Origin of the sequence: Variovorax nitratireducens, from assembly GCF_051216545.1 — a bacterium.
GTDB lineage: Bacteria > Pseudomonadota > Gammaproteobacteria > Burkholderiales > Burkholderiaceae_C > Variovorax.
The window spans coordinates 425,591-450,900 of sequence record NZ_JBPJZO010000001.1 but is presented as its reverse complement, the minus strand read 5'-3'; the positions used below and the strand labels follow the sequence as shown (position 1 = coordinate 450,900).

The window sequence follows — 25,310 nt, the reverse complement described above, 5'->3', positions numbered from 1 at the left end:
GGTCGGCACCATGTCCATCTCCGCTCTTCCTTCGGCACTGTCCTGCGTCCTCTGGCGCGTGGATCTCGACGCTGCACCGGCGCCGGACGCGGTGCGCGGCCTGTCGACCGAGGAAAGCAACCGGGCGCGCCGCTTCGTGTTCGCACGCGATCGCAGCCGCTACCTCGCGGCCCACGTGGCACTGCGCCAGACACTGGCCGGCCCGGCGCGGCGCCATGCGGCGCAGTTGTGTTTCACGGCCGGTCGTTTCGGCAAACCGGCGCTGGCGGCCGCGACCGGGCTGCATTTCAACCTGAGCCACAGCCAGGGCGTGGGCCTGATCGCACTCAGCGAGCAGGCCGAGATCGGCGTCGACGTCGAACTCGTGCGACCGATGATCGATGCAGGCGCGCTGGCGGCCGACTACTTCGATGCAGCCGAACGCGATGCGCTCGCTGCCATCGAACCCGGCCCTGCGCGCGACCTCGCCTTCTTTCGCTGCTGGACGCGCAAGGAAGCCTGCCTGAAGGCGGCCGGCGTCGGGCTCGGACTCGATACCCGCAGCTTTCATGTCGGCATCGAGCCCCATGCACGCAACGTCACGATGCCGCTGGACGACGGCCCGCTGCAGGTGGCGCTCGTTTCGACCGATGACGGCCAGGGCGCGGTGGCCGCGCTGGCCAAGGTGCTGACGATGCAACGGGATGCCGAGCCGGAACGCGAGGTTTTCGCATGACGCCACTGCTGTTCGGCCCCGCCTCGCGCCAGCTGTTCGGCCTGTTTCACCCGGGCGAACGCGAAGGCGGAACGGCGGTGCTCATCTGCCCGCCATTCGGCCAGGAATCAATCCGTGCCCATCGCCTGTTCCGTGTGCTGGCCGACCGGCTGGCGCGTGCCGGCGTGGCGGTGTTGCGTTTCGACTATTACGGCTGCGGTGACTCGCCCGGCGACGATGCAGAAGGCGAACTCGAGGGCTGGCGCCGCGATGTTTGCGTGGCGCACGACGAACTCAAGCGGCTGAGCGCTGCGTCGCACGTGGTCTGGCTCGGCGCCCGGCTCGGCGCCAGCGTTGCGGTCCTGGCCGCGCGCAGTGGGCGTGCCGACCCGGCCCGGCTGCTGCTGTGGGATCCGGTGTTCGACGGCAACCAGTATCTGGCGCACCTGCGCGAGCGTCATGTCGATGCGCTGGAGCAGTCGTTCGTCGTGCCCGATCCGGCATGGCGCCGTGAACTGGCCCGCAACCCCGAAGCGTTCGACGCCGAAATGCTGGGCTATGAGGTTTCGCCCACGCTGCTGGACCAGCTGCGCGCGCTCGACGCCAACGCGCTGCCGCTGACCGCACTGTACGAAACCACCGTGCTCGCCGATGCCGACGACGCCGCGGCCAGGCACTGGGCCGATACGCAACTGGCGCGCCACATGCCGCTGCGCCTGCTGCCGTTCAAGCATCCCATGACATGGACGGCCGACCCGCATCCCCACAATGCGATGGTGCCGGCCGAAGCCCTACAGCGCCTGTTGGCGGAGATCGGAAACTGAGATGAAAGAAACACCGGTTCTTTTCGGCCCCGATCGCTCGCTGGTTGGCGTCGTCAGCACGCCTGACGCGGAGGGCAAGATGGCACCGGTCGCCTGCCTCATGCTGAACATGGGCGCCAACTACCGCGTCGGCCCGCACCGCATCAACGTCAAGCTCGCGCGACAGATGGCGGGCCACGGCATCAGCAGCATCCGCTTCGATCTGGCCGGGCTCGGCGACAGCGGCCAGCCAAGCGGCGCCGGCCATTTCATGCAGCAGGTGGTGCTCGACGTGCAGGCGGCGATGAACCTGGTCGAGACCATGCTCGGCATTCGCCGCTTCATCGTGATCGGCCTGTGCTCCGGCTCCACCAACGGCATGGCCACCGCGATGGTGGATCCACGCATCGTCGGCATCCTGATGTTCGATGGCTATGCGTTTCCCGGCCGCCGCTCGCAACTGGAGCTGGCCCTGCACCGTGCGCTCGCGGTGCCGACCAATCCGGCCGTGATCGGCAAGACGATGCGTTGGCTGAAGCGCAAGTTCTCGGCCAAGGCAGCGGCCGCCCGTGCGCCGGCCGACCTGTTCGCGCCCGTGCCGCGCGAGGTGACGGAGGAAATCTTCCATCGCTCGATGACCCAGCTGGTGGGCCGCGGCGTGGCGCTGTTCTTTCTGTACACCGGCACGATGCACGTGCGCGACCACGGGCGCGACCAGCTGGGCCGCTTTGCCGCGGAGCCCTATGCACAGCGGATCGAGTACCGCTTCATGGGCGAGATCGACCATGGCCTGACCTCCCTGGCCTCGCAGCGCATTTTCATGGGGGTGGTCTGCGAGTGGGCGCTGCGCGTCGCCAGGGGGCGCACGCCGGGGCAGCAGCATGCGGCCGCCAAAGCAGCGCCGGGTGGCCAAGACCCCGGCCTCCTGCTCGACGCGCCCGGTGCGCTACCCAACAACGCGCGGCAGCCGACAAATCCACCTGCAACGCCTGACGGGCAAGCGCAAGGCTCTACCAGAACAACCGCAGGTTAGCTCGCCGCCGCACTGGTGGCGGGATGTTGTGCTGACGCGGTTTCGCCCGGCAGAGTCTGCAGCGGGCCGGTGCCGCTGTAACGGTCCAACGCCAGGTAGATCGCGGGGGTGATGTAGAGCGTAATCACCTGCGAGAAGATCAAGCCGCCGACCACCGCCACGCCGAGCGGCTGGCGCAGTTCGGCACCGGCGCCGAGCCCCAGCGCGAGCGGCAGCGCGCCCATCAGCGCCGCCAGCGTGGTCATGAGAATCGGGCGAAAGCGCAGGCGGCAGGCCTCGCGGATCGCGTCGACCGGCCGCATGCCCTCGGTGCGCTGCGCATCGAGGGCGAAGTCGATCAGCATGATCGCGTTCTTCTTGACGATGCCGATCAGCAGCAGGATGCCGATGGTCGCGATCAGGGTGAGGTCGAATCCGAACAGCTTGAGCGACAACAGCGCGCCGACCGCGGCCGACGGCAGGCCCGCCAGGATCGTGAGTGGATGGATATAGCTTTCATACAGCACGCCCAGCAGCACGTAGATCACCAGCACCGCCAGGATCAGCAGCACGGCCTGGCTGGCCTGCGAGCTCTGGAACACCGCCGCGTCGCCACCGTAGCTGGTGATGATCGACTCGGGCATCCGGATCTCCTGCTTGAACCGGTCGATCTTCGCGGTGGCGTTGCCGAGCGGCACATCCGGCGCGAGGTTGAACGACAGCGTGATGGCCTGCAACTGGCCCTGGTGGTTGACCGCCGTCGGCCCGACGGTGCGCCGCACGGTCGAGAACGCCGTCAACGGCACCAGCTGCCCGGCCTTGTTGCGCACCGAGAGGCGCGCCATGTCCTGCTCGAACTGGCGGTCGTTGTCGGATGCCGACAGGATCACCTGGTAGGTGTTGCTGGCGCCGTAGATGCTGCCGATCTGGCGGTCGCCATAGGCGTTGTAGAGCGCAGTGCGCAGGTCGCCGACCTGCACGCCGAGCACGCCGGCCTTGTCGCGATCGATGTCGAGCGTTGCCTGCAGGCCGCGGTTCTGCGAGTCGCTCGTCACATCGCGGAAGTCGTTGTCGGCGCGCATGCGCTCCATCATCTTGTCGGCCCATTCGCTCATGGCGCCAGCGCTCACGCTCTGCAGCGTGTACTGGTAGCGCGCCTTGCTCTGGCGCCCGCCGAGCTGCAGGTTCTGCACCGGCCGCATGTAGACCGCGATGCCCGGAATCTGGCGGAAGCGCTGGCGCAGCGATTCGAGCACCTGCGGCATCTTTGCGCGCTGACTGCGGGGCTTCAGCACCGCGAACAGCCGGCCCGAATTCTGGGTGGCGGTCGGACCGCCGACGCCGACGAACGAGCTCACGTAGGCGACGTTCGGGTCGGCCATGATGGCCTCGCCCACCCGGTCCTGCAGCACCTTCATGGCGGTGAACGAGATGTCCTCGGAGGCCTCGGTCGTGATCTGGATCTGGCCAATGTCCTCCTCAGGGAAGAAGCCCTTGGGAATCGTGATGAACAGCCACGCCGTCAGCGCGAAGGTCAGGCCGGCCAGGCCCAACATCAGCAGGCGGTGGTGCAGCGTCCAGTCGAGCGAGCGCATGTAGCCGCCGTGCAAGGCGCGGTAGCCGCGCTCGAAAGCGCGCCCGATCGCGGTGCCGGGCTCCGGGTGCTCTTCCTCGTGGTCGAGTGCGCCGGGCGCCCGCTGCACCTGCTTGAGCAGCCGGCTGGCGAGCATGGGCACCAGCGTGAGCGACACCACGGCCGACACCAGCACCGCCAGCGCCACCACCACCGCGAACTCGTGGAACAGCAGGCCGATCACGCCCGGCATGAAGAAGATCGGAATGAACACCGCCACCAGCGAGATCGAGATCGAGACAATGGTGAAGCCCACTTCGCGCGCGCCGCGCAGCGCTGCCGCCATCGGCTCCATGCCCTTCTCGACATAGCGCATGATGTTTTCGAGCACCACGATCGCGTCGTCCACCACCAGCCCCACGGCCAGCGTGATGCCGAGCAACGAGACGTTGTCCAGGCTATAGCCGAACGCGTAGAGCAGCGCGACCGCGCCGATCAGCGAGATCGGAATGGTGGCGGCCGGAATCAGCGTGGCCACCAGCCGGTGCAGGAACAGGAAGATCACCAGCACCACCAGCAGGATGGTGCCGATCAGCGTGAGCTGCACGTCGTGCACCGCCTCGCGGATCGAGAGCGAGCGGTCGTTGACCATGTTGATCTCGACCGACTGCGGCAGCTCGGCCTTGAAACGCGGCAGCAGCGCGCGCACCGCGTCGACCACCTGCACCGTGTTGGCGTTCGGCTGGCGCTGCACGGCCAGCGTGATCGAGGTGCGGCCGTTGTAGCTGCTGGCGGTCTTGACCGACTCGAAGCTGTCTTCGATGGCCGCCACCTCGTCGAGCCGCACCGGCGCACCGTTGCGCTGGCCGACAATCACGCGGGCGAAATCGGCCGCCTTCAGCATCTGCTCGTTGGCCTGGATGGTGAGCGTCTGGCGTGGACCATCGAGCACGCCGACCGGCGTGTTGGCATTGGCCAGCCGAACCGCGTTGGCCAACTCGTCGAGCGTGATGTTGCGCGCGTTGAGCAGGTTGGCGTCGGCCTTGATGCGCACCGCGAACGCCTTGCGCCCGAACACTGCCACCTGCGCCACGCCTTCGATGGTCGAGAGCGTGGGCGAAATCAGGTTCTCGGCATAGTCGTTGAGTTCGGCCGGGTTCATCGAATCCGACTGCAGCGCGATGAACAGCACCGGCGCATCGGCCGGGTTCACCTTGCGGTACGACGGCAGCTGGGTCAGCTCGACCGGCAGCTGGCGTTGCGCCCGCAGCAGCGCCGCCTGCACGTCGACCGCGGCCGCGTCGATGTCACGCGAGCTGACGAACTCCAGCGTCAGCGAGGTCACGCCCTGCGTGTTGATCGAACTGATGGTCTGCAGGCCTGGAATGGTCGAGAACTGCTTTTCGAGCGGCAGCGCGACCGACGAGGCCATAGTGTCCGGACTGGCGCCGGGCAGCTGCGCGTTGACGTTGATGACCGGCGTGTTGTAGCTGGGCAGCGCCGCCACCGGGATGCTGAAGTAGGCAAAGATGCCGATCACCACCACCGCGGCGGACAGCAGCACCGTCATCGCGGGACGGCGGATGCACAGCTCCGAAATGTTCATGCCCGCTCCTGCGCCGGCAGGGCTCCCGACTGCGCGGGCGAGATCGACGCCGGCGAGGTTGCGGGCGCTGCGCCGGGCGGCTGCGGCGGTTTTGCGGGTGCTTCCACGCGCACCTTGCCGCCGGGCCGCACGTTCTGCTTGCCTTCGATCACCACCAGTTCGCCGGGCTGAACACCGCCGACCGCGACCTGGGTTCCGAAGGTGTAGAGCGTCTGCACCTTGCGCCTCGTGGCTTTCTGTTCGGCGTCGACCACATAGATCGACGGGCCCTCGGTCAGCATCATGATCGCCGCGGCCGGCACCACGGTGGCGTCGCGCAGCGTGCGCACGGCGACGCGGGTGTCGACGAACTGGCCGGGCCAGAGCGCCTGGTCTTCGTTGGCGAACACGGCCTTGGCGCGCACCGTGCCGATCAGCGGATCGACCGTGTTGTCGACGAAGCTCAGCGCTCCGACCAGCGGCTTGTTGCGGCCGGCCACCAGCGCCTCGACCGGTGCCTGCGCGCGCGCGGCCGCCAGAAGATCCTGCAGTTGGCCTTCGGGCACCGGGAAACTCACCGCGATCGGGTCGAGCTGGGTGATCGTGACCAGCGAAGCGGTCGGCTGCACCAGGCTGCCGGGGTAGATGTTGACTGCGCCGATGCGGCCCGCGATCGGCGCGCGCAACGTGGCATAACCCAGTGCCACCTGCGCCGATTGCACGGCAGCGCGATCGGCCGCCACCGCCGCCTTCTGCGCCTCCAGCTGCGACAGCGTGGAATCGGCCGCGCTCTTGGCGATGAAGTTCTGCGCCACCAGCTCCTGGCTGCGCTTGTACTGGCGATCCAGGTCGGCCAGGGTGGCCTCGTCCTTCTGCTGCTGGGCACGGGCCTTGGCCAGGTTCGCCTGGTCGGGCCTGTCGTCGAGCGTGAACAGCAGTTGCCCCGCCTTCACGAACTGGCCTTCCTTGATGTGCACCTCGCGCACGGTGTTGGTCACCTGCGGCCGAAGGTCGACGCTGTTGAGCGACACCACGCTGCCGTTGACCTGCACCGTCACCGGCACGGTCTGCTTGACTGCCTGGGCCAGGGTCACCAGCGCCGGCGCACCGGCGGATGCCGCAGAGTTCGCCGGCGCAGCGGCACGCCCCTTCTGGCTCGACCACCACCAGCTGCCACCGGCAACGGCCACGATCAACACACCCGAGAGGGCCAGGGCGGCATTCTTTTTCATGGAACGGGCTTGCGAGGTGTCGGCTGCATCATCAAAAGGCCAACTTTTGTTTACGAATGTGACTATTGGAGCAGTGCGCCGGGGATGTCGTCCATAGCAGCCGTAAAGATAAGTAAAGCGGCTGTGCAACACGCCCGCCTGCACCTGCCGGCGAGCCGGGCGGCGCCGCTAGAATCGCCGCTCCCACAGCCTCTGGATATACCCCATGAACCGCTGCAATAACTCCCTGCATGCTCACATTTTAATAGCGCTCTGCCTCGCATTGGCAGGCGCTGGCGGCCTGTTTACCCCTGAAGCCAAGGCCCAGGAGCTGAACGAGGCCGCCAACGGCGGGCGCAACTTCCCGACCGGCACGCTGCGCGGCAAATTCCAGGTCGTCAACGCGCCCGAGATCCTGCTCGACGGGCAGTCGGAACGTCTGGCGCCCGGTGCGCGCATCCGTAGCCCGCAAAACATGCTGATGATGCCGGCTGCCATCACCGGCCAAAACTTGCTGGTCAACTACACGCGCGATGCCGCCGGACTGGTGTCCCTGGTCTGGGTGCTGACGCCCGAAGAGGCCGTGGTCAAGCGCCAATCGGCCGAAAAGCCGCTGCTGAATTTCTGGCCCTTCGTGGCCAACAGCGGCCCGCGCGACGACGGCAAGACGCCGTTCGACCAGTTGCCGAAGTACGGCGAATAAGCACGCACCCAAGTGCTCCGCGGTGCTCCCGGCACCGCTGTATTCCATGCCAATGCGCGCGACAGCGCCCCTCCAGCCTGCGGAACCGGCTATCAACCGCATAGCAAGCAGGCGTTCCCATGACAGGTGACCCCATGAGCAAAAAAGTCTTCATCAAAACCTTCGGCTGCCAGATGAACGAGTACGACTCGGACAAGATGGCCGACGTGCTGAGCGCCGCGCAGGGCTACGAGCCGACGCAGAACGTGGACGAGGCCGACCTGATCCTGTTCAACACCTGCTCGGTGCGCGAGAAGGCGCAGGAGAAGGTGTTCTCCGACCTCGGCCGCGTGAAGCACCTGAAGGCCAAGGGCGTGAAGATCGGCGTCGGCGGCTGCGTGGCCAGCCAGGAGGGCGAGGCCATCATCGCCCGCGCGCCCTATGTCGACATCGTGTTCGGCCCGCAGACCCTGCACCGCCTGCCCGAGATGCTGAACGAGCGCGAGCGCCTGAACCGCCCGCAGGTCGACATCAGCTTTCCCGAGATCGAGAAGTTCGACCACCTGCCGCCGGCGCGCGTCGACGGCGTCACCGCCTTCGTCTCGATCATGGAGGGCTGCTCCAAATACTGCAGCTACTGCGTGGTGCCCTACACCCGCGGCGAGGAGGTGAACCGGCCGCTCGACGACGTCCTGGTGGAGGTCGCGGGCCTGGCTGAGCAGGGCGTGCGCGAGGTCACGCTGCTCGGCCAGAACGTCAACGCCTACCGCGGCCGCATGGGTGACACGGCAGAGATCGCCGACTTCGCGCTGCTGATCGAGTACATCGCCGAAATCCCCGGTATCGAGCGCATCCGCTACACCACCAGCCACCCAAACGAGTTCACGCCGCGCCTGATCGAGGCCTACGCGAAAGTGCCGCAGCTGGTGAGCCACCTGCACCTGCCGGTGCAACACGGCAGCGACCGCATCCTCATGGCCATGAAGCGTGGCTACACCGCGATGGAATACAAGAGCACGGTGCGCAAGCTGCGCGCGATCCGGCCCGGGCTGGCGCTCAGCAGCGACTTCATCGTCGGCTTCCCCGGCGAGACGGACGAAGACTTCGCGAAGATGATGAAGCTCATCGCCGACTGCGAGTTCGACGCCAGCTTCAGCTTCATCTTCAGCCCCCGCCCCGGCACGCCGGCCGCTCAACTGCACGACGACACGCCGCATGCGGTCAAGCTGGCGCGGCTGCAGCAGCTGCAAGCCGTGATCGACAGCAACGTCAAGCGTTTCGGCGAGGCGCTGGTCGGCCAGACCCGGCGCGTGCTGGTGGAAGGCGCCTCGCGCAAGGACGCCGCCGAACTCATGGGCCGCACCGAGTGCAACCGCGTGGTGAATTTCGCCGGTGACGCCCGCCTGGTCGGCCAGATGGTCGACCTGCGCATCACGCGTTCGCTCGCCTACACGCTGCGCGGCGAAGTGCTCACGCGCGAGCTGGCGCTCGCGGCCTGATGCCGGCCACCCACTCCGCGCGCGGCTCGTTCCAGCAACTGCTGCTCTTTGCGTTCCTGCTGATCACGGCGCTGCTGGTCGGTGTCGCGCTGCGTTCGCTGTTCCAGTACGACGCGCTCATGACCCAGAGCCGCAATGCGGCGTCGCGTGCGCTCGCGCTGTCGGGCGGTGCCCAGTCGCTGGCCGAGCGCAGTGCAGCGATGGAGCGTGCGGCGCGCCAGTCGCTGGTGCTCAACGATGCGGTGTTGCGGCGCCGGTTCAACGACGCGGCGCGCGACGCCAACGAAGTGGTCGGCAAGCTGGTCGACAACGGCCTGCCGCCGGCATCGATCGACGCCTGGCGCGCGCAGCTCGGTGTGATCGAGGGCCTGATGAACGGCCCCCCCGACACCGCCCTCACGCGCGAAAGCACCATGGCGCTGCAGTTCCGAGACCTCGACGGACTCAACACCAATATCGCGCAGCAGGCGCAATTTCTCATCGAAACCGGCAACAACGCGCTGGCGCAACGCATCGAGAACGCCGGCCGGCGGCTGATGCGGCAGGTGGTGGCCGCCAGCGGGCTCGCGGTGACGCTGGCGCTGGCCTTCGGGATTTGGCTGGCGCGGCCCTTCAAGCGCATCGAGCGCGCGATCGTCGGACTCGGCCAGAACCGGCTGGACGAGCCAATCGACATCCGCGGCCCGGCCGACGTGCGGCGCGTGTCGCAGCAGCTCGAATGGCTGCGGCTGCGGCTGACCGAACTCGACGCCGACAAGGCGCGCTTTTTGCGTCATGTCTCGCATGAGCTCAAGACCCCGCTGGCCGCGCTGCGCGAAGGCGTGTCACTGCTCGAGGACGGCGTGACCGGCGCCCTCAACCCGGCCCAGCGCGAGGTTGCGCAGATCCTCCAGCAGAACACGGTGGCGCTGCAGGGCCAGATCGAAGCCCTGCTGCGTTTCAATGCAGCCGCGTTCGAAGCGCGCGAGCTGCGACGCGAGCGGACTCAGTTGCTGAGCCTGGCCGAGGAACAGATCGACGCACAGCGGCTGCAATGGCAGTCGCAGGGCCTCAAGGTGCGGGCCGAAGGCGAGCCGCTCACGGTCACGGTCGACCCGGTGAAGCTCGGCACCGCGATCGCCAATCTGCTGTCGAACGCGATCCGTTTTTCGGCACGGGGCGGCACCATCACCATCGTGGTGTCGAGCGCGCCGGGCCTGGCCCGCATCGACATCAACGACGCCGGCCCCGGCATCGCGCCGGAAGATCGCGACCGCATCTTCGAACCCTTCTACCGTGGCGAACGGCAACCCGAGCATGCGGTCAAAGGCACCGGTATCGGCCTGTCGATCGTGCAGGAGTACATTGCTGCACACGGTGGCCATATCAGCCTGCTGCCGAGTGGCCCCGGTGCGCGTTTTCGCATCGAACTGCCGCGCTCCAACTGAGCGCACCCGGATTTTCCAAGCCCCCGATTCATGTTGTTCCAGACTGTTTGCAAAAGCGCCCTGGTCGCGGCAACCGCCATGTTGATGGCCGGCTGCGCCGCGCCCCCCCAGCCACCGGCCGAAGCCCTGGTGCCGCCGCCCGCGCCCGCGCCGCGCGTGCTGCCCGTCGAAGTCGAGCCTGCGGCGCCGGCGTCGCGTCTCACGCCGCCACCGCCCGGCAGCCCCGCGCCGATCGCGATGATGCTGGCGTATGCCGACAAAGTGCGCCCGCTCAACGGCAACGACCTCGCAGCCGAAATCGCCCGGCTCGGCGACCCGGCCGACTCTCCCACCACGCAGATGCAGCTCGCGCTCGCACTGGCCCAGACGCGCGTGTCGGCCGATCTGGCGCGCGCTGCGGGCCTGATGCAGCGGGTCATGGCCAACCCCTCACCCGAGGCACAGGCGCTGCATCCGCTGGCACGGGTGCTCACCTCGCGCTACTTTGAACAACGCCGCGTCGAGGACGACCGCGACCGGCAGGCGCAGCAGGTGCGCGACGCGCAGCGCCGCATCGACCAGCTGAACGATCGCATGGAAGCCCTGCGCGCCATCGAGCGCAGCTTCGCGCGGCCCAACAACCCGCCCGCGCCGGCCCCGGCCGCACCCGCAGCTGCACCGCCGACCAGCAGCGCCAAGCCACCACCATGAGCACCGCAACCGCTTCTTCAACGCCGGGCGCAAGGCTGCTGGTCGTCGACGACGATGCGGACATGCTGCGGCTGCTGTCGATGCGGCTCAATTCGGCCGGCTACCAGGTCACGGCCGTGACCTCGGCCGAATCGGCGCTCACGCAGCTCGAAATCGAGCATCCGCAGCTGGTGCTGAGCGACGTGCGCCTGCCGGGCCGCGACGGCCTCGCACTGTTCGACGAGATCCGGAAGCGCCATCCCTCGCTGCCGGTAATCCTGCTGACCGCGCACGGCACCATTCCCGATGCGGTGGAGGCAACCGCGCGCGGTGTCTTCACCTACCTGACCAAGCCTTACGACGCGCGCGAGCTGCTCGAGAAAATCGGCCAGGCGCTCGCGCTCGGCGCACCCGCCAGCGTGCCGAGCAAGGGCAGCGACGAAAGCTGGCGCGCCGAGATCGTGAGCCGCAGCAACCGCATGGCCGAGGTGCTGGCCGAAGCCCGCATGATCGCCAAATCCGATGCGTCGGTGCTGCTGCGCGGCGACAGCGGCGCCGGCAAGGAACTGCTGGCGCGCGCCATCCACCGTGCCAGCGCGCGCGCCGAAAAGCCGTTCGTCGCGGTCAACTGCGGCGCGATTCCCGAGGCGCTGCTCGAGTCCGAACTGTTCGGCCACATGAAAGGCGCCTTCACGGACGCCCACGCCAACCACAAGGGCCTGTTCCAGCAGGCCGACGGCGGCACCTTGCTGCTCGACGAAATCGGTGACATGCCGCCCGCCCTGCAGGTCAAGCTGCTGCGGGTGCTGCAGGAGCGCGCGGTGCGGCCGCTGGGCGGCAGCCAGTCGATCGCGGTCGACGTGCGGATCATCTCCGCCACCCACCGCGACCTCGACGTCGCGATGGAAGCCGGCCAGTTCCGCGAAGACCTTTATTACCGGCTCAACGTCGTCACGCTGACCTTGCCGCCGCTCAGCGCACGGCGCGAAGACATCCCGCTGTTGGCCAATCACTTCCTGCACCGGCTTTCCACCAAATACGGCAAGCGGCTCTCGGGTTTTGCGCCGGAGGCGCTCAAGGCCCTGACCACGGCCGCCTGGCCGGGCAACGTGCGCCAGCTTTTCAACGTGGTTGAACAGGTCTGCGCGCTGTCGAGTTCGCCCCTGATCCCGCTGGCGCTGGTGCAGCGCGCGTTGCGGGTGCCGACGGTCGAAGTGCAGACCTATGCCGAGGCCAAGCAGCGTTTCGAGCGCGACTACCTGGTTGGCCTGCTCAAGCTGACCGACGGCAACGTGGCCGATGCGGCGCGTCTGGCCGACCGCAATCGCACCGAGTTCTACCGCCTCCTGCAGAAGCACGAGCTGACGCCGGGCCTGTTCAAGGTCGACGCCGGCGGCGCGCCCGGCGAGCCTGTCGCTGACGAGCGACGCACCTAAGTTATTGATTTTATTGGGTTTGGCAACCACGCTTCGATAGCTTGTCGGGGTTTGGCGACAAAAATGGGGGTTTGGCGCCCCCGGTTCCGGGAAAACCCGCTTTCCGGCCCAAAAAATCAGCCCAGGTCGTTGATCTGAAACGACTTTTCCATGCTGGCACAGGGTTTGCCCCTGTAGAGGCATGACAGCACATTCCAGCCCTTCTTTCGCACTGCGTCCGCAGCGCGATGGCCTGCGTCAAAAGCAGTTTTCACTCTTGCGGCCCCGTGGCGCGGGACATCAGCTCGGCGCGCACGACGCCTCGGGCGGCGCGGCACCGGATTGCGTGTTCAAGCGCTTTCCGGCAATTGGCGACACCCCCGCCTCCACCAAACAACACTGGTAAGCCGACAACATGAAGCCCAACGACTTCTCACAAATGAACGTCCTCGATACATTGATCGTTGACGAACAAGCCCCGGTGTCGGCGCGCAGCGGCCTGCTGCGCGAAGAGCGCCACCCGAACTCGGTCACGGCCCCGCCGATGAACCGCGGTTCGATGGCGCCCCGCCCCTGGCGCGGTTTCTGGAACAGCATCGGCACCGCCATGCTGGTCAAGCTCGGTGCCGCTGGCCCGCGCGCTGCGGCTTCGGCCGGCGCACCGGCAGCCCAACCGTGGCAACACGCTGCCGCACAACGCCGTTTCGCCTTCATGGCGCTGACACTGCTGAGCACCGTGATCGCGGCAACCCTGTTTGCCGGCATTCAACCCGACTACGACAACCTCTGGCTCGAATACGGCCAGATCGGCCTGTACGCACTGCTGTCGGGCTGGGTCGTGACCGGCTTCGTGACCGCGCTGATGGGCTTCTACGTTTCGGTGCGCGGTGACAAGCACGCGCTCTCGGCCAAGCACGTGGCCGACCACCCGATGAACCCGGAAGCCCGCACCGCGATCATCATGCCGATCTGCAACGAGGACGTGGCCACGGTGTTCGCCGGCCTGCGCGCCACCTGCGAATCGGTCGCCTCCACCGGCCATGCCAAACAGTTCGACGTGTTCGTGCTGTCGGACAGCTACAACCCCGAAACGGCTGCCGCCGAGCGCGCCGCCTGGGAAGACCTGCGCGCCGCCCTGGCCGACAGCCCGAACCAGCCGCAGGTCGAGGTCTACTACCGCCTGCGCACCCGCCGCACGCACCGCAAGGCCGGCAACGTGGCCGACTTCTGCCGCCGCTGGGGCAAGGATTACCGCTACATGGTCGTGCTCGACGCCGATTCCGTGATGAGCGGCGACTGCCTGACCTCGATGGTCAAGCTGATGGAAGCCAACCCCACCGCCGGCATCATCCAGACCGCGACGCAGGCCATCGGCCACGTCACGCTGCATGCCCGCGCACAACAATTCGCTTCCCGCGTGACGGGCCGCCTGTTCACGCTGGGCATGCAGTTCTGGCAACTGGGCGAATCGCATTACTGGGGCCACAACGCGATCATCCGTGTGCAGCCCTTCATGGACCATTGCGCCCTGGCCCCGATCAAGGGCACCGGCGGCATGTCGGGCGGCATCATGTCGCATGACTTCGTCGAAGCCGCGCTGATGCGCCGTGCCGGCTACCACGTGTGGCTGGTGTCCGACCTGGTCGGCAGCTACGAGCAGCAACCGCCCGATCTGCTGGCTGAACTCACCCGCGACCGCCGCTGGTGCCAGGGCAACCTGCAGAACGCCCGCCTGATGGCCGAGCCCGGCATCCACCCGGTGCACCGCGCGATGTTCGTGACCGGCACCATGGCCTATGTGTCGGCCCCGCTGTGGCTGGCATTCCTGACGCTCGGCACCGCGCTGTGGCTCAGCGGCTCCAGCCTCGTTTCGAGCTGGAGCGCGCTGCCTGCCGAACTGGCCGGCCTGTGGGTCTGGACCCTGTGCCTGTTGTTCCTGCCCCGCGTGCTCGGCATCGCCGCAGTGATGATGCGTGGCGAACAGCGCCAGTACGGCGGCCTGTGGGGCCTGGTGAAGAGCGCGTCGCTCGAAAGCGCGCTGGCCATCGTGCAAGCCCCGGTTCGCATGATTGCGCACTCGCTGTTCGTCGTGGTCGCCCTCACCGGCATCAAGCTCGACTGGAAGTCGCCTCCGCGGGAAGCCAACGCAGTGCCGTGGCGTGATGCTGCGGCTACGCTGGCTCCGATGAGCCTGGTGGTTGTGGCGCTGGCCCTCGGCATTGCGCTGATCGACCCGAGCGCGCTGATCTGGCTCATGCCGGTTGGCCTGCCGCTGCTGCTGGCGATCCCGCTGACCGTGTTGACCAGCCAGATCGGCATGGGCACCACGCTGCGCGAACGCGGCTACCTGCTGATTCCGGAAGAGTCGCGCTCCCCCGCCGTGCTGCGCCGCGCCTGGCTGCATGCCAGCCGGCTGGCCCGTCCGGCGCTGGCAGCGGTCTGACGCGACGCTCCTCATCAATAGAAAAGCCCGCTTCGGCGGGCTTTTCCATTTGGTGCTCGCGCGGTCTTGCATTGGCTCGGCGCTCGCCCCGATGGAAGGGTCAGGCCGCACGCCTGCCGGATGGATGGGTTTCAGAGATGGCGGAAGAACTCGGGCGCATTAGCCCAGTTGTCGCTCCGGCCATCCACATAGGTCACCGGTGCGTTGGCGAGTTCTTCGTCGGAAGCGTCTTCGAGGCAGCCCAGGTTCACACCGTACATAAGTCCGATCGGTGTTTCAGTTCCAACCCCAAACGCGCGCACGCCACAGTGCCTGCAGAAGTAGTGTTCATTCTTCCTCGTGTTGAACAGGTACTTCGTCAGGTCTGCTTCGCCGGTGAGCAGGCGAAATCCCTCAGGCCTCGCGACCGCTGGCCAGAACCTGGTTCGACGGCAGATCGAGCAGTTGCAGCGATAGGTGCTCTGCGTTAGGTCAAGCTCCGCCTCGAATCGGACGGCGCCGCAATGACAACTGCCGTGATACGTCTTGAGCATGCCTGATCTCCGGTGCGAGCCGAATGTACCTCTCGCGGTTGATCGGCAGGTTCAGAACGGCAGCTTCGGCCCGCCGGGGCCACCCATGCCGGGCATGCCCTTCATGCCGCCCATGCGCTTCATCATCTTCATGAGGCCGCCGCCCTTCATCTTTTTCATCATGGTCTGCATCTGCTCGAACTCGTTGAGCAGGCGGTTCACTTCCTGAACCTGCACGCCGGCGCCGGCGGCAATGCGGCGCTTGCGCGTGGCCTTCAGCAGCTCGGGCTTGCGGCGCTCGAGCGGCGTCATGCTCTGGATGATTCCTTCCTTGCGGCGGATGTCGCGCTCGGCGCGGGTCATGTCGGCGTCGGTGGCCTTGGCCGCCATCTGCTGGGGCAGCTTGTCCATGATGCTGGAGAGCCCACCCATCTGCTTCATTTGCTGCAGTTGGCCGAGAAAATCGTCGAGATCGAAGCCTGCCCCGCTCTTGACCTTGGCCGCCAGCTTCTGCGCTGCCGCGACGTCTACGCCGGCCGTGACCTGCTCGACCAGCGCCACGATGTCGCCCATGCCGAGGATGCGGCCGGCATGGCGCTCGGCATCGAACACCTCGAGCCCGTCGATCTTCTCGCTGGTGCCGGCGAACTTGATCGGCACGCCGGTGATCTGCCGCACCGACAGCGCCGCGCCCCCACGCGAGTCGCCGTCTGTCTTGGTCAGGATGATGCCGGTCAGGGGCAGTGCGTCCTTGAAGGCCTTGGCGGTGTTGACAGCGTCCTGCCCCTGCATCGCGTCGACTACGAACAGGGTTTCGACCGGGTTCAGCTCGGCATGCAGCTGCTTGATTTCGGTCATCAGCACTTCGTCGATCGCGAGCCGGCCTGCGGTGTCGACCAGCAGCACGTCGAAGAAGTGGCGGCGCGCATGGTCGATCGCGGCGCGTGCGATGTCGATCGGCTTCTGGTCGGGCGTGCTCGGGAACCATTCGGCACCGGCCTGCTTCGTGACTGTCTTCAACTGCTCGATCGCGGCCGGCCGGTACACGTCGCCCGACACCGTGAGCACCTTCTTCTTGCGCTTCTCGATCAGGTGCTTGGCCAGCTTGGCCGTGGTGGTGGTCTTGCCCGCACCCTGCAGGCCGGCCATCAGGATCACCGCCGGCGGCTGCGCGGCGAGGTTGATGTCCGACACGCCCTCGCCCATGGTCGCGGCCAGTTCGCGGTTGACGATGCCGACCAGCGCCTGGCCCGGCTTGAGCGAACCCAGCACATCCTGACCGAGTGCCTTTTCCTTCACCCGGGCGACAAAGTCGCGCACCACGGGCAGGGCCACGTCGGCTTCGAGCAGCGCCATGCGCACCTCGCGCAGCATGTCCTGCACGTTGGCTTCGGTGATGCGGGCCTGGCCGCTGACCTGCTTGACGAGGCGCGAGAATTTTTCGGTAAGTGCGGTGGCCATGGATGCCTTGGTGCCCGCTGCAGCGGGCCGGATGGAAAGGGCGTAGAGGACGAGAAAACAGGACTCAGTATCAACGAGCCTGACTCCTTCGCGGAACACCGCGGAACCGGCTCCGCCGGGCCGCTGGTGTTGCCCCCGGCGAGGGGGTTGGCGCAGCGACACGAAGTGCGCGAAGCTTGGGGGCCAGTAAACTCGCGCCATGATTTTAGCGAGCCCCTCCCCGCTCGGCGTGGCACTGGGTATCGCCACCGCCGCGGCCTATGGCGTGACCGCCGTCGCGGCGCCCCGCCTGGGCCGGTCGGCCACGCAGTGGCTGCTGGGGCTGGCCTGGCTGCTGCACGGGGTTGCGTTGGCGTGGGAGCTGATCGGGCTCAAGCAGTTCGGCTTTGCGCCGGCCATCTCCGTCACCGCCTGGCTGGTGTTGACGGTCTATGCGATCGAAAGCCGCCTGTACCCCCAACTGACGGTTCGGCGCGTGCTGGCAGTGCTCGGCGGCGGTGCGGCATTGCTGGCGGCAAAGTTCCAGGGCACGCCACTGGATGTGGGCAGTTCCCCCTGGCTGCCGTTGCACATCGCGCTGGCACTTGCATCGTATGGCCTGTTCGGCGCGGCCGTGGTGCACGCCTGGCTCATGACCCGCACCGAAAAGCAGATGCGGCTGGCCGCCCAAACGCAGACCGGCCTTCCCCTCCTGACGCTGGAGCGCCTCACCTTCCGCTTCATCACGGCCGGCTTCGTGTTGCTGTCGGCCACCCTGCTGGCGGGCTTGCTGTTCAGTGAAACGCTGTACGGTCGCGCCTGGCGCTGGGATCACAAAACCGTGTTTTCGATGCTCGCCTGGCTCACTTTCGCGGTGCTGCTGATCGGACGTGCCCGCTTCGGCTGGCGCGGCCGCACCGCGCGGCGCGTGCTCTACGCCGGAGCGGCGCTGCTGCTGCTGGCCTATGTGGGGTCGCGCTTCGTGCTCGAAGTCGTTCTGGGCCGCACCGCATGAAATACCTGATCGTGCTCCTCGTGATCGCGGTGGCGATCTGGCTCTGGCGCCGCAACCGGCGCGAGGAAATGGAGGAAGCACCACCGCCGCAGGCCGCGCCGCCGAAGGTCGGCGAACCCCAGGCGATGCTGCGCTGCGCGCATTGCGGCCTGCATCTGCCGGCGAGCGACGCGATCACCGGGCCCGGCGGCGACGTGTACTGCAGCACTGCGCACCGGCAGGCCGGCGCGCGATGACATCTCCCCTGCTTTGGTCGCGGGGCGAACCGGGCAGCGAATGGGGCGGCCTCGAATACAAGCCCCAGCCCGACAGTCCCGCCCTGCAACGGCTCTGGCGCGGCTTCATGACGGCGCGCACTTTCGTCGGCCTCGTGCTGGTGCTGCTCCAGGGAGTGAGCTTCGGCATCAACCAGCTGCCGCACACCACCGCGCTGGTGCTTTCGGGGGCCTACCTGGTCGCCGCGCTATGCGGCACGCGCTATGTGCGTTTTCGGCCACCGATGCGCGGCTTCGGCAGCGCGTGGTTCGCCTCGATCGGCATCGATCTGGCCACCTTCACGGTGCTGCAGCTGGCGCAGGCTGGCAGCATCAACTACACGCCGCTGTTTGCACTGCCGGTGCTGATGGGTGCTGTGCTGGGCACCGTGTCGGTCGGCCTCGGCACCACCGCCGCGGTCACGCTGCTGCTGCTCGGCGACGCCGGCTGGCAGTGGCTGTCGCAGGCGGTCGACCCGTCGACGCGCTTCCTGCAGGCGGCGCTCACCGGCACCGGCCTGTTCGTGGTGGCACTGCTGGCGCACCAACTCGCCCTGCGGCTGGCGCGCGAAGAAGCGCTGGCGCTGCGCAGCCGTAGCACCGCGCAGATGCATGCGCAGGTCAATGACCTCGTGATCGAAACGTTGAGCGAAGGCGTGCTGGTGATCGATGCCGCGGGCCGCGTGCATGCGGCCAACCCGGCTGCCGACGCGATCCTTGGCCGCGGGCTGGCCGGTTTGGCACTGCCCTTTCCGCTCGACGCCCATCCGGCCTGGCATCCGCTTGCGAGGGTGGCCGGCAAGACCTTCTCGCGGCGCGCGCCGCAGTCGAAGGAAATGCCGATTGCCCAGGCGGAGGGCGCACCGCGCGAGGTGCGCGTGCGCACGCGCCTGACGCCCGACAACGACCGGCGCATCGAAAGCCTGTGCGTGATGTTCCTGCAGGATCTGCGCGAACTCGAAGCGCGCATCCGCACCGAAAAGCTCGCGGCCATGGGCCGCATGTCGGCCGCGGTCGCGCACGAGATCCGCAACCCGCTGGCCGCGATCACCCAAGCCAGCGCGCTGCTCGGCGAAGACCTGGTCGACCCGGCTCACCGCCAGCTCACCGCGATGGTGCAGCAGAACGCACAGCGGCTCGCCCGCATCGTCGACGACGTGCTCGACGTATCGCGCGCCCGCCAACAGCGCGTCCTGCCGCTCGGCCACATGGTGGCGCTCGACAGCACCGTTCGCACGCTGGCCGAGGAGTGGGTGCGCCAGTCCCAGCGGCAGGGCGTGCTGCTGGTGCTCGACGCGGTCGGGTGCGACGTGCGCTTCGAGGTAGAACACCTGCGCCGCATCCTCGTCAACCTGCTCGACAACGCGGCCCGCTATGCGGGCGACCGCGAGGGCTCGATCCAGGTTGCGACCGAAGTCGAACCCGGCGGCCGTTCGACGCTGCAGGTGTGGAGCGATGGCGCGCCGCTCGAGCCGGGCGTGCAGCGCCATCTGTTCGAGCCGTTTTTCTCTTCCGAAAGCCGCTCGAGCGGGTTGGGCCTGTTCATCTGCCGCGAACTCTGCGAACGGCACGGCGCCACGATCGGCTACGAACGGCGCGCGCTGTCGGCCGCGGGGCCCGAGGGCAACGAATTCTTCGTCACCTTCGCCAGCGCCGAAGCCCGGCTGACACAATAGCGGCGTGAGCACTCCTCTCCCTTCCACGAACAAGCCGGCGCAGATCCTCGTCGTCGACGACGAGCCCGATTTGCGCACGCTGTATGAGCTGACGCTGCTGCGCGAGGGCTACCGCGTCGAGGCCGCGGGCAGCGTGTCGGAAGCCTGGCAACACCTCGATGCGGGTCGCTTCGATGCCGTCATCACCGACATGCGGCTGCCCGACGGCCTTGGCATGGAGATCCTGCAGCGCATCCAGAAAGACCAGCGCAGCGAGCGCTGCGTGGTGATGACCGCTTACGGCTCGGCCGAGAACGCAGTCGAGGCGCTGAAAGCCGGCGCCTTCGACTACCTGACCAAACCGGTCGACCTCAAGCAGTTCCGCGCGGTGGTGGCATCCGCCGTGCAGTTGCAGCCGCAGGAGCTGCCGGTCCCCAGGGCGGCCCGGCCGGCCGCCGAGGACGGCGGTATTGCATCGGGGCCGACGGTTCAGGGCGCGGGTGCGCTAGACCGACTGGTCGGCGGGTCGGAGTCAATGCGGCTGGTCAAGTCACGCATCGCCAAGGTGGCGCGCGGCATGGCGCCGGTGCTGGTGCGCGGCGAGTCGGGCACCGGCAAGGAGTTGGTAGCACGCGCCGTGCATGCCTGCAGCCAGCGCAGCGAGGGCCCTTTCGTCGCCGTGAATTGCGGCGCGATTCCCGAGAACCTGCTTGAAGCCGAGTTCTTCGGCGCGCGCAAGGGCTCGTACACCGGCTCGGCAGCCGATCGCGATGGCTACTTTCAGGCGGCGCGCGGCGGCACGCTGTTTCTCGACGAGATCGGCGACCTGCCGCTCGCGATGCAGTCCAAGCTGCTGCGTGCGATCCAGGAGCGCAGCGTCCGGCCGATCGGATCGACGCAGGAAGATGCGGTCGATGTGCGCATCGTCAGCGCAACGCACAAGGACTTGCACGCCGAAGTGCAGGCCAGCCGCTTCCGTCAGGATCTTTTTTACCGGCTCAACGTGATCGAGATCGCGGTGCCGGCATTGCGCGACCGGCGCGGGGACCTGCCCGCGCTGTGCGCGGCGCTGCTGGCGCGCATTGCGCGCGACGCCGGAATGCCGGTGCCGGTGTTGTCGGCCGACGTGATCGCGCAACTGGCCACGCAGCCGCTCGACGGCAATGTGCGCGAACTCGAGAATTTGCTGCACCGCGCAGTCGCGCTCAATGACGGCGACGAACTGCATCTGGACTTCACGGGCAGCAACGTGGCGCTGCTCGAGCCCACGCCGCCTGCCGCGGTGCCTGCCGGCCCTACGGCGCCGCGCGAAGCCGGCCCGAGCCGGCCCGCGATGCCGCCAGATCTGCAGACCTACCTCGACCAGCAGGAGCGCGAGATCCTCGTGCGTGCGTTGCAGGAAAGCGGTTTCAACCGCACCGCCGCAGCGGCACGGCTCGGCCTGAGCCTGCGCCAGATCCGCTACCGCATTGCGCGGCTCGGCATCAACACGCCGCAGGGCGACGACGGACTGGCCGGCAATCCGGATGAGTGAGGCGACGGACGCCGGTCTCTGGCAAGGCGGCTGGTATCGCTTCGCCCGCCGCCTCGCGTCGCCCAACTTCGGGCCCCGGCCCGACGCCGCGCAGGTCGACCTGATCGTGCTGCACTCGATCAGCCTGCCGCCCGGGCGCTATGGCGGCGACGAAGTGCAGCAGTTGTTCACCAACCGTCTCGACTGGGATGCCGATCCTTATTTCGACCAGATCCGCGGCATCGAGGTGTCCGCGCATTTCTATGTGCGGCGCGACGGCGCACTCTGGCAGTTCGTGAGCTGCGACGAACGCGCCTGGCATGCCGGTGCGTCGGCCTGGCGCGGACGTGCCAATTGCAACGATGACTCGATCGGCATCGAGCTGGAAGGGCTGGAGGGCCAGGCATTTGAACCGGCGCAGTATGAAACGCTGGTGAGCCTGTGTCCGGCGATCGGGCAACGCTATCCGATTGCGTACATCGCGGGCCACCAACACATCGCGCCGGGCCGCAAGCAGGATCCGGGCAGCGGATTTGACTGGCCGGCACTGCACGATCAGCTCGGCTGGGCCGGCGCGATGTTTCCCGACGGAGTCGTCCGGCGCTGAATTTTCTCAATCGCGGGCGCGAATGCGATGCCTGCCGGCAAATCACACGGCGCTCGATGCTGCAGGGCAACAGCCTAGCAACCATGCGGGCTGCGGGCTCGAAATGCCCGGCAACCCGCATCAGATCTCAGGCGTGGCACAGTTGTTCAGCAACGGCGCGCGCTGTGGCCGCGCAGCCTCCGAAGAGCCCGCCTTGTAACATGGCAGCCTCGTGAAAAACACTACATATAGTGGCTTGTGGCCCTTCCACACCCTAGATATAGTGTCTGCCTAGCTCAGACATATTCCGTTACACGCGCCCAGGCCCGCAGGCCTCCCGCGCCGCTCCCACAACAACAGTCGCTAAACAAGGACCCGAATGCAGACAGCACTGAACACCCCCGCCACGCCCCGTGCCGTGCCCTCCTCCCAATCCGCCGGCACCAGCCCGCGCGATACCGCAGGCTCGCCCGCCGGTGATGCCCTGGCGCACTACCAGATCATTCGCCGCAACGGCGCGGTGGTGCCCTTCGAGCCGAACAAGATCGCGATCGCGATGATGAAAGCCTTTCTGGCCGTGCACGGCACCCAGGGCGCGGCCTCGGCCAGCGTGCGCGAGACGGTCGATGGCCTGACCCAGGCGGTGGTGCGTGCGATGGTGCGTTCGCGTCCGGGCGGCGGCACTTTCCACATCGAAGATGTGCAGGATCAGGTCGAACTCGGCCTGATGCGCGGCGGCCACCACGAAATCGCGCGAGCCTACGTGCTCTACCGCGAACGCCGCACGCAAGAGCGCGCCAGGCAGGGCGCACAGGACACGCCCGTCGCGCCGGCGCTGCATGTGCTGGACCGTGGCGAACGCGTGGCGCTCGACCTGAACGAACTCAAGGGCCTGATCGAATCCGCCTGCGAAGGTCTGGGCGACAGCATCACGGCTGCGCCGATCCAGGCCGAGACGATGCGCAACCTGTACGACGGCGTGCCGCTCGACGAGGTCTACAAGGCCTCGATCCTGGCCGCCCGCACGTTGATCGAAAAAGACCCCGACTACACCTTCGCGACCGCGCGCCTGCTGCTGCACACGATCTTCAAGGAGATCATCGGCCGCGAAGTGATGCCGTCGGAACGCGCACAAACCTACGCCGACTACTTTCCGCAGTTCATCAAGAAGGGCGTCGACAACGAGTTGCTCGACGAGAAGCTGCTGCAGTACGACCTGCCCCGTCTGGCTGCCGCACTCAAGGCCGAACGCGACATGCAGTTCGACTACCTCGGCCTGCAAACGCTGTACGACCGCTACTTCCTGCACGTGCGCAAGGATCGCATCGAACTGCCGCAGGCCTTCTTCATGCGCGTTGCGATGGGCCTGTCGCTCGGTGAAATCGACCGCGAAGCCCGCGCCATCGAGTTCTATGAAGTGCTGTCGTCGTTCGACTTCATGTCGAGCACGCCGACCCTGTTCAACGCCGGCACCCTGCGTTCGCAGCTGTCGAGCTGCTACCTGACCACGGTGCCCGACGACCTCGACGGCATCTACGAATCGATCAAGGAAAACGCGCTGCTCTCGAAGTTTGCGGGCGGCCTGGGCAACGACTGGACCCGCGTACGCGCGCTCGGCAGCCACATCAAGGGCACCAACGGCGAGTCGCAGGGCGTCGTGCCCTTCCTCAAGGTAGTGAACGACACGGCCGTGGCCGTGAACCAGGGCGGCAAGCGCAAGGGCGCCGTCTGCACCTACCTCGAAAGCTGGCACCTCGACATCGAGGAGTTCCTGGAACTGCGCAAGAACACCGGCGACGACCGCCGCCGCACGCACGACATGAACACGGCCAACTGGATCCCCGACCTGTTCATGCGCCGCGTGATGGAAAAGGGCACCTGGACGCTGTTCTCACCCTCCAACGTGCCCGATCTGCATGACAAGTTCGGCGCCGACTTCGAAACCGCCTACGTCGCCTACGAAGAAAAGGCCGCCCGCGGCGAGATCAAGCCGAGCCGCACGCTCCAGGCCTCCGACCTGTGGCGCAAGATGCTCACGATGCTTTTCGAAACCGGGCATCCGTGGATCACGTTCAAGGATGCCTGCAACGTGCGCTCGCCGCAGCAGCACGCGGGCGTGGTGCACTCGTCGAACCTCTGTACCGAGATCACGCTCAACACCAGCGACACCGAAACCGCAGTCTGCAACCTCGGTTCCGTGAACCTGCTGCAGCATCTGAAGGACGGCAAGGTCGACCAGGAAAAGCTCAGGAAGACCATCTCGACCGCGATGCGCATGCTCGACAACGTGATCGACATCAACTACTACGCCGTGAAGAAGGCGCGCGATTCGAACCTGCGCCACCGCCCGGTCGGGCTCGGCCTGATGGGCTTCCAGGACGCGCTGTACGAACTGCGCATCCCCTACGCCTCGCAGGAAGCCGTGCAGTTCGCCGACGAGTCGATGGAAGCCATCTGCTACCACGCCTACTGGGCCTCGACCGACCTCGCCAAGGAGCGCGGCAAGTACTCGAGCTACAAGGGCTCGCTGTGGGACAAGGGGATCCTTCCGATCGACACGCTCGACCTGCTCGAGAAAGCACGCGGCGGCTACGTCGAGGTCGACCGGTCGGCCACGCTCGACTGGGATGCGCTGCGCAACAAGATCAAGGCCGACGGCATGCGCAATTCGAATTGCGTGGCCATCGCACCGACCGCGACCATCTCGAACATCATCGGCGTGGATGCCTCGATCGAGCCTTGCTTCGGCAACCTCTCGGTCAAGTCGAACCTGTCGGGCGAGTTCACAGTGATCAACCACTACCTGGTGCGCGACCTGAAACGCCTGGGCCTGTGGGACGACGTGATGGTGATGGATCTCAAGCACTTCGATGGCTCGCTGCGTCCGATCGACCGCGTGCCGCAAGATGTGAAGGCGCTCTACGCCACCGCGTTCGAAGTCGAGACCACCTGGCTGGTCGAAGCCGCGTCACGTCGCCAGAAGTGGATCGACCAGGCGCAGTCGCTCAACATCTACATGGCCGGCGCATCGGGCAAGAAGCTCGACGACACCTACAAGCTCGCCTGGCTGCGCGGCCTGAAGACCACCTACTACCTGCGCACGCAGAGCGCGACGCATGCCGAGAAGTCGACGGTGCAATCGGGCCGCCTCAATGCGGTGTCATCGGGTGGCAGCAACAGCCACAACGTCGATGGGCAGAGGATGAGTGCGCTCGAAGCAGCAGCGCTCGCAGCGCAAGCACAACTGAGCGCGATGCCCGCCACCGACATCGCGTTCTGCGGTGTGGATGACCCGACGTGCGAAGCATGTCAGTGATCGTTG

At 67.1% G+C, this 25,310-nt stretch carries 19 protein-coding genes; 15 read left to right on the top strand and 4 right to left on the bottom strand.

Annotated elements, in window-relative coordinates:
* The first annotated feature begins 10 nt into the window (after window positions 1-10).
* Genes ACSFA8_RS02135 through ACSFA8_RS02125 form a run of 3 tightly spaced genes read left to right on the top strand, consistent with a single transcriptional unit; the run spans window position 11 to window position 2,530 of the window.
* Window positions 11-715 carry a 4'-phosphopantetheinyl transferase family protein gene (locus tag ACSFA8_RS02135; RefSeq protein WP_435477872.1) on the top strand — a complete coding sequence of 235 codons (705 nt, stop codon included), beginning with the start codon at window positions 11-13 and terminating at the stop codon, window positions 713-715.
* Window positions 712-1,518 carry an alpha/beta fold hydrolase gene (locus ACSFA8_RS02130; RefSeq protein WP_435477871.1) on the top strand — a complete coding sequence of 269 codons (807 nt, stop codon included), beginning with the start codon at window positions 712-714 and terminating at the stop codon, window positions 1,516-1,518. Before ACSFA8_RS02135 ends, ACSFA8_RS02130 begins: the two co-directional genes overlap by 4 nt.
* A gap of 1 nt (window position 1,519) precedes the next feature.
* Window positions 1,520-2,530, top strand: a complete 1,011-nt coding sequence (locus ACSFA8_RS02125; protein WP_435477870.1) for an alpha/beta hydrolase family protein — start codon at window positions 1,520-1,522, stop codon at window positions 2,528-2,530.
* Here the strand turns inward: ACSFA8_RS02125 and ACSFA8_RS02120 are convergent.
* Together ACSFA8_RS02120 and ACSFA8_RS02115 are read right to left on the bottom strand one after the other, a co-directional pair.
* The gene (locus ACSFA8_RS02120; protein WP_435477869.1) at window positions 2,527-5,688 is read right to left on the bottom strand and encodes an efflux RND transporter permease subunit; all 3,162 of its coding nucleotides are present in this window, start codon (window positions 5,686-5,688) and stop codon (window positions 2,527-2,529) included. The genes ACSFA8_RS02125 and ACSFA8_RS02120 overlap by 4 nt on opposite strands.
* Window positions 5,685-6,899 carry an efflux RND transporter periplasmic adaptor subunit gene (locus ACSFA8_RS02115; protein WP_435477868.1) on the bottom strand — a complete coding sequence of 405 codons (1,215 nt, stop codon included), beginning with the start codon at window positions 6,897-6,899 and terminating at the stop codon, window positions 5,685-5,687. Before ACSFA8_RS02115 ends, ACSFA8_RS02120 begins: the two co-directional genes overlap by 4 nt.
* A gap of 205 nt (window positions 6,900-7,104) precedes the next feature.
* Between ACSFA8_RS02115 and ACSFA8_RS02110 the strand changes: the two genes are divergently transcribed.
* The 6 genes from ACSFA8_RS02110 (at window position 7,105) to mdoH (ending at window position 15,013) form a co-directional block, all read left to right on the top strand.
* Entirely contained in the window at window positions 7,105-7,581 is a 477-nt protein-coding gene (locus ACSFA8_RS02110; protein WP_435477867.1) for a hypothetical protein, read from the top strand.
* Between the two features lie 134 nt (window positions 7,582-7,715).
* Window positions 7,716-9,059: a tRNA (N6-isopentenyl adenosine(37)-C2)-methylthiotransferase MiaB gene (gene miaB / locus ACSFA8_RS02105; RefSeq protein ID WP_435477866.1), complete on the top strand. Its 1,344-nt coding sequence runs from the start codon at window positions 7,716-7,718 to the stop codon at window positions 9,057-9,059.
* Window positions 9,059-10,486 (top strand): sensor histidine kinase, encoded by a 1,428-nt coding sequence (locus ACSFA8_RS02100; protein WP_435477865.1) that lies wholly within the window; start codon window positions 9,059-9,061, stop codon window positions 10,484-10,486. Before miaB ends, ACSFA8_RS02100 begins: the two co-directional genes overlap by 1 nt.
* Window positions 10,487-10,516: 30 nt before the next feature.
* A complete protein-coding gene (locus ACSFA8_RS02095) occupies window positions 10,517-11,176 on the top strand; it encodes a hypothetical protein (RefSeq protein ID WP_435477864.1) in 660 nt (219 codons plus the stop codon).
* Window positions 11,173-12,591 (top strand): sigma 54-interacting transcriptional regulator, encoded by a 1,419-nt coding sequence (locus tag ACSFA8_RS02090; protein ID WP_435477863.1) that lies wholly within the window; start codon window positions 11,173-11,175, stop codon window positions 12,589-12,591. Before ACSFA8_RS02095 ends, ACSFA8_RS02090 begins: the two co-directional genes overlap by 4 nt.
* A gap of 394 nt (window positions 12,592-12,985) precedes the next feature.
* Window positions 12,986-15,013, top strand: a complete 2,028-nt coding sequence (gene mdoH / locus ACSFA8_RS02085; RefSeq protein WP_435477862.1) for a glucans biosynthesis glucosyltransferase MdoH — start codon at window positions 12,986-12,988, stop codon at window positions 15,011-15,013.
* A 131-nt stretch (window positions 15,014-15,144) separates the two neighbouring features.
* Here mdoH and ACSFA8_RS02080 read toward each other — a convergent pair whose 3' ends face one another.
* Both ACSFA8_RS02080 and ffh read right to left on the bottom strand, forming a co-directional pair.
* Entirely contained in the window at window positions 15,145-15,546 is a 402-nt protein-coding gene (locus tag ACSFA8_RS02080) for a GFA family protein (RefSeq protein WP_435477861.1), read from the bottom strand.
* A gap of 51 nt (window positions 15,547-15,597) precedes the next feature.
* Window positions 15,598-16,986, bottom strand: coding sequence for a signal recognition particle protein (ffh, locus tag ACSFA8_RS02075; protein WP_435477860.1), 1,389 nt, complete (start codon window positions 16,984-16,986; stop codon window positions 15,598-15,600).
* Window positions 16,987-17,185: 199 nt separating this feature from the next.
* Here ffh and ACSFA8_RS02070 point away from each other — a divergent pair, with 199 nt between their 5' ends.
* The 6 genes from ACSFA8_RS02070 to ACSFA8_RS02045 all read left to right on the top strand — a co-directional run bounded on the left by ACSFA8_RS02070 (window position 17,186) and on the right by ACSFA8_RS02045 (window position 25,304).
* Window positions 17,186-17,980 (top strand): cytochrome C assembly family protein, encoded by a 795-nt coding sequence (locus tag ACSFA8_RS02070; protein ID WP_435477859.1) that lies wholly within the window; start codon window positions 17,186-17,188, stop codon window positions 17,978-17,980.
* The gene (locus ACSFA8_RS02065) at window positions 17,977-18,216 is read left to right on the top strand and encodes a PP0621 family protein (RefSeq protein ID WP_435477858.1); all 240 of its coding nucleotides are present in this window, start codon (window positions 17,977-17,979) and stop codon (window positions 18,214-18,216) included. Before ACSFA8_RS02070 ends, ACSFA8_RS02065 begins: the two co-directional genes overlap by 4 nt.
* On the top strand, window positions 18,213-19,910 hold the full coding sequence (locus ACSFA8_RS02060; protein ID WP_435477857.1) for a two-component system sensor histidine kinase NtrB: 1,698 nt from the start codon (window positions 18,213-18,215) through the stop codon (window positions 19,908-19,910). Before ACSFA8_RS02065 ends, ACSFA8_RS02060 begins: the two co-directional genes overlap by 4 nt.
* 4 nt (window positions 19,911-19,914) lie before the next feature.
* Window positions 19,915-21,423 carry a sigma-54-dependent transcriptional regulator gene (locus tag ACSFA8_RS02055; protein ID WP_435477856.1) on the top strand — a complete coding sequence of 503 codons (1,509 nt, stop codon included), beginning with the start codon at window positions 19,915-19,917 and terminating at the stop codon, window positions 21,421-21,423.
* Window positions 21,416-22,009, top strand: a complete 594-nt coding sequence (gene ampD / locus ACSFA8_RS02050; RefSeq protein WP_435477855.1) for a 1,6-anhydro-N-acetylmuramyl-L-alanine amidase AmpD — start codon at window positions 21,416-21,418, stop codon at window positions 22,007-22,009. The genes ACSFA8_RS02055 and ampD overlap by 8 nt, the downstream gene beginning before the upstream one ends.
* Window positions 22,010-22,367: 358 nt before the next feature.
* Window positions 22,368-25,304 (top strand): ribonucleoside-diphosphate reductase subunit alpha, encoded by a 2,937-nt coding sequence (locus ACSFA8_RS02045; protein WP_435477854.1) that lies wholly within the window; start codon window positions 22,368-22,370, stop codon window positions 25,302-25,304.
* Window positions 25,305-25,310: the final 6 nt, after the last annotated feature.

What these genes read in the sequence shown, in the direction of transcription:
- ACSFA8_RS02060 (WP_435477857.1), top strand. Translation starts at nt 18,213, where the DNA reads ATGACATCTCCCCTGCTTTGGTCGCGGGGCGAACCGGGCAGCGAATGG.
- ACSFA8_RS02070 (WP_435477859.1), top strand. Translation starts at nt 17,186, where the DNA reads ATGATTTTAGCGAGCCCCTCCCCGCTCGGCGTGGCACTGGGTATCGCC.
- ACSFA8_RS02110 (WP_435477867.1), top strand. Translation starts at nt 7,105, where the DNA reads ATGAACCGCTGCAATAACTCCCTGCATGCTCACATTTTAATAGCGCTC.
- ACSFA8_RS02045 (WP_435477854.1), top strand. Translation starts at nt 22,368, where the DNA reads ATGCAGACAGCACTGAACACCCCCGCCACGCCCCGTGCCGTGCCCTCC.
- ACSFA8_RS02065 (WP_435477858.1), top strand. Translation starts at nt 17,977, where the DNA reads ATGAAATACCTGATCGTGCTCCTCGTGATCGCGGTGGCGATCTGGCTC.
- ACSFA8_RS02090 (WP_435477863.1), top strand. Translation starts at nt 11,173, where the DNA reads ATGAGCACCGCAACCGCTTCTTCAACGCCGGGCGCAAGGCTGCTGGTC.
- ACSFA8_RS02120 (WP_435477869.1), bottom strand. Translation starts at nt 5,688, where the DNA reads ATGAACATTTCGGAGCTGTGCATCCGCCGTCCCGCGATGACGGTGCTG.
- ACSFA8_RS02095 (WP_435477864.1), top strand. Translation starts at nt 10,517, where the DNA reads ATGTTGTTCCAGACTGTTTGCAAAAGCGCCCTGGTCGCGGCAACCGCC.
- ampD (WP_435477855.1), top strand. Translation starts at nt 21,416, where the DNA reads ATGAGTGAGGCGACGGACGCCGGTCTCTGGCAAGGCGGCTGGTATCGC.
- ACSFA8_RS02125 (WP_435477870.1), top strand. Translation starts at nt 1,520, where the DNA reads ATGAAAGAAACACCGGTTCTTTTCGGCCCCGATCGCTCGCTGGTTGGC.
- ACSFA8_RS02080 (WP_435477861.1), bottom strand. Translation starts at nt 15,546, where the DNA reads ATGCTCAAGACGTATCACGGCAGTTGTCATTGCGGCGCCGTCCGATTC.
- mdoH (WP_435477862.1), top strand. Translation starts at nt 12,986, where the DNA reads ATGAAGCCCAACGACTTCTCACAAATGAACGTCCTCGATACATTGATC.
- ACSFA8_RS02100 (WP_435477865.1), top strand. Translation starts at nt 9,059, where the DNA reads ATGCCGGCCACCCACTCCGCGCGCGGCTCGTTCCAGCAACTGCTGCTC.
- ACSFA8_RS02130 (WP_435477871.1), top strand. Translation starts at nt 712, where the DNA reads ATGACGCCACTGCTGTTCGGCCCCGCCTCGCGCCAGCTGTTCGGCCTG.
- ffh (WP_435477860.1), bottom strand. Translation starts at nt 16,986, where the DNA reads ATGGCCACCGCACTTACCGAAAAATTCTCGCGCCTCGTCAAGCAGGTC.
- ACSFA8_RS02135 (WP_435477872.1), top strand. Translation starts at nt 11, where the DNA reads ATGTCCATCTCCGCTCTTCCTTCGGCACTGTCCTGCGTCCTCTGGCGC.
- miaB (WP_435477866.1), top strand. Translation starts at nt 7,716, where the DNA reads ATGAGCAAAAAAGTCTTCATCAAAACCTTCGGCTGCCAGATGAACGAG.
- ACSFA8_RS02115 (WP_435477868.1), bottom strand. Translation starts at nt 6,899, where the DNA reads ATGAAAAAGAATGCCGCCCTGGCCCTCTCGGGTGTGTTGATCGTGGCC.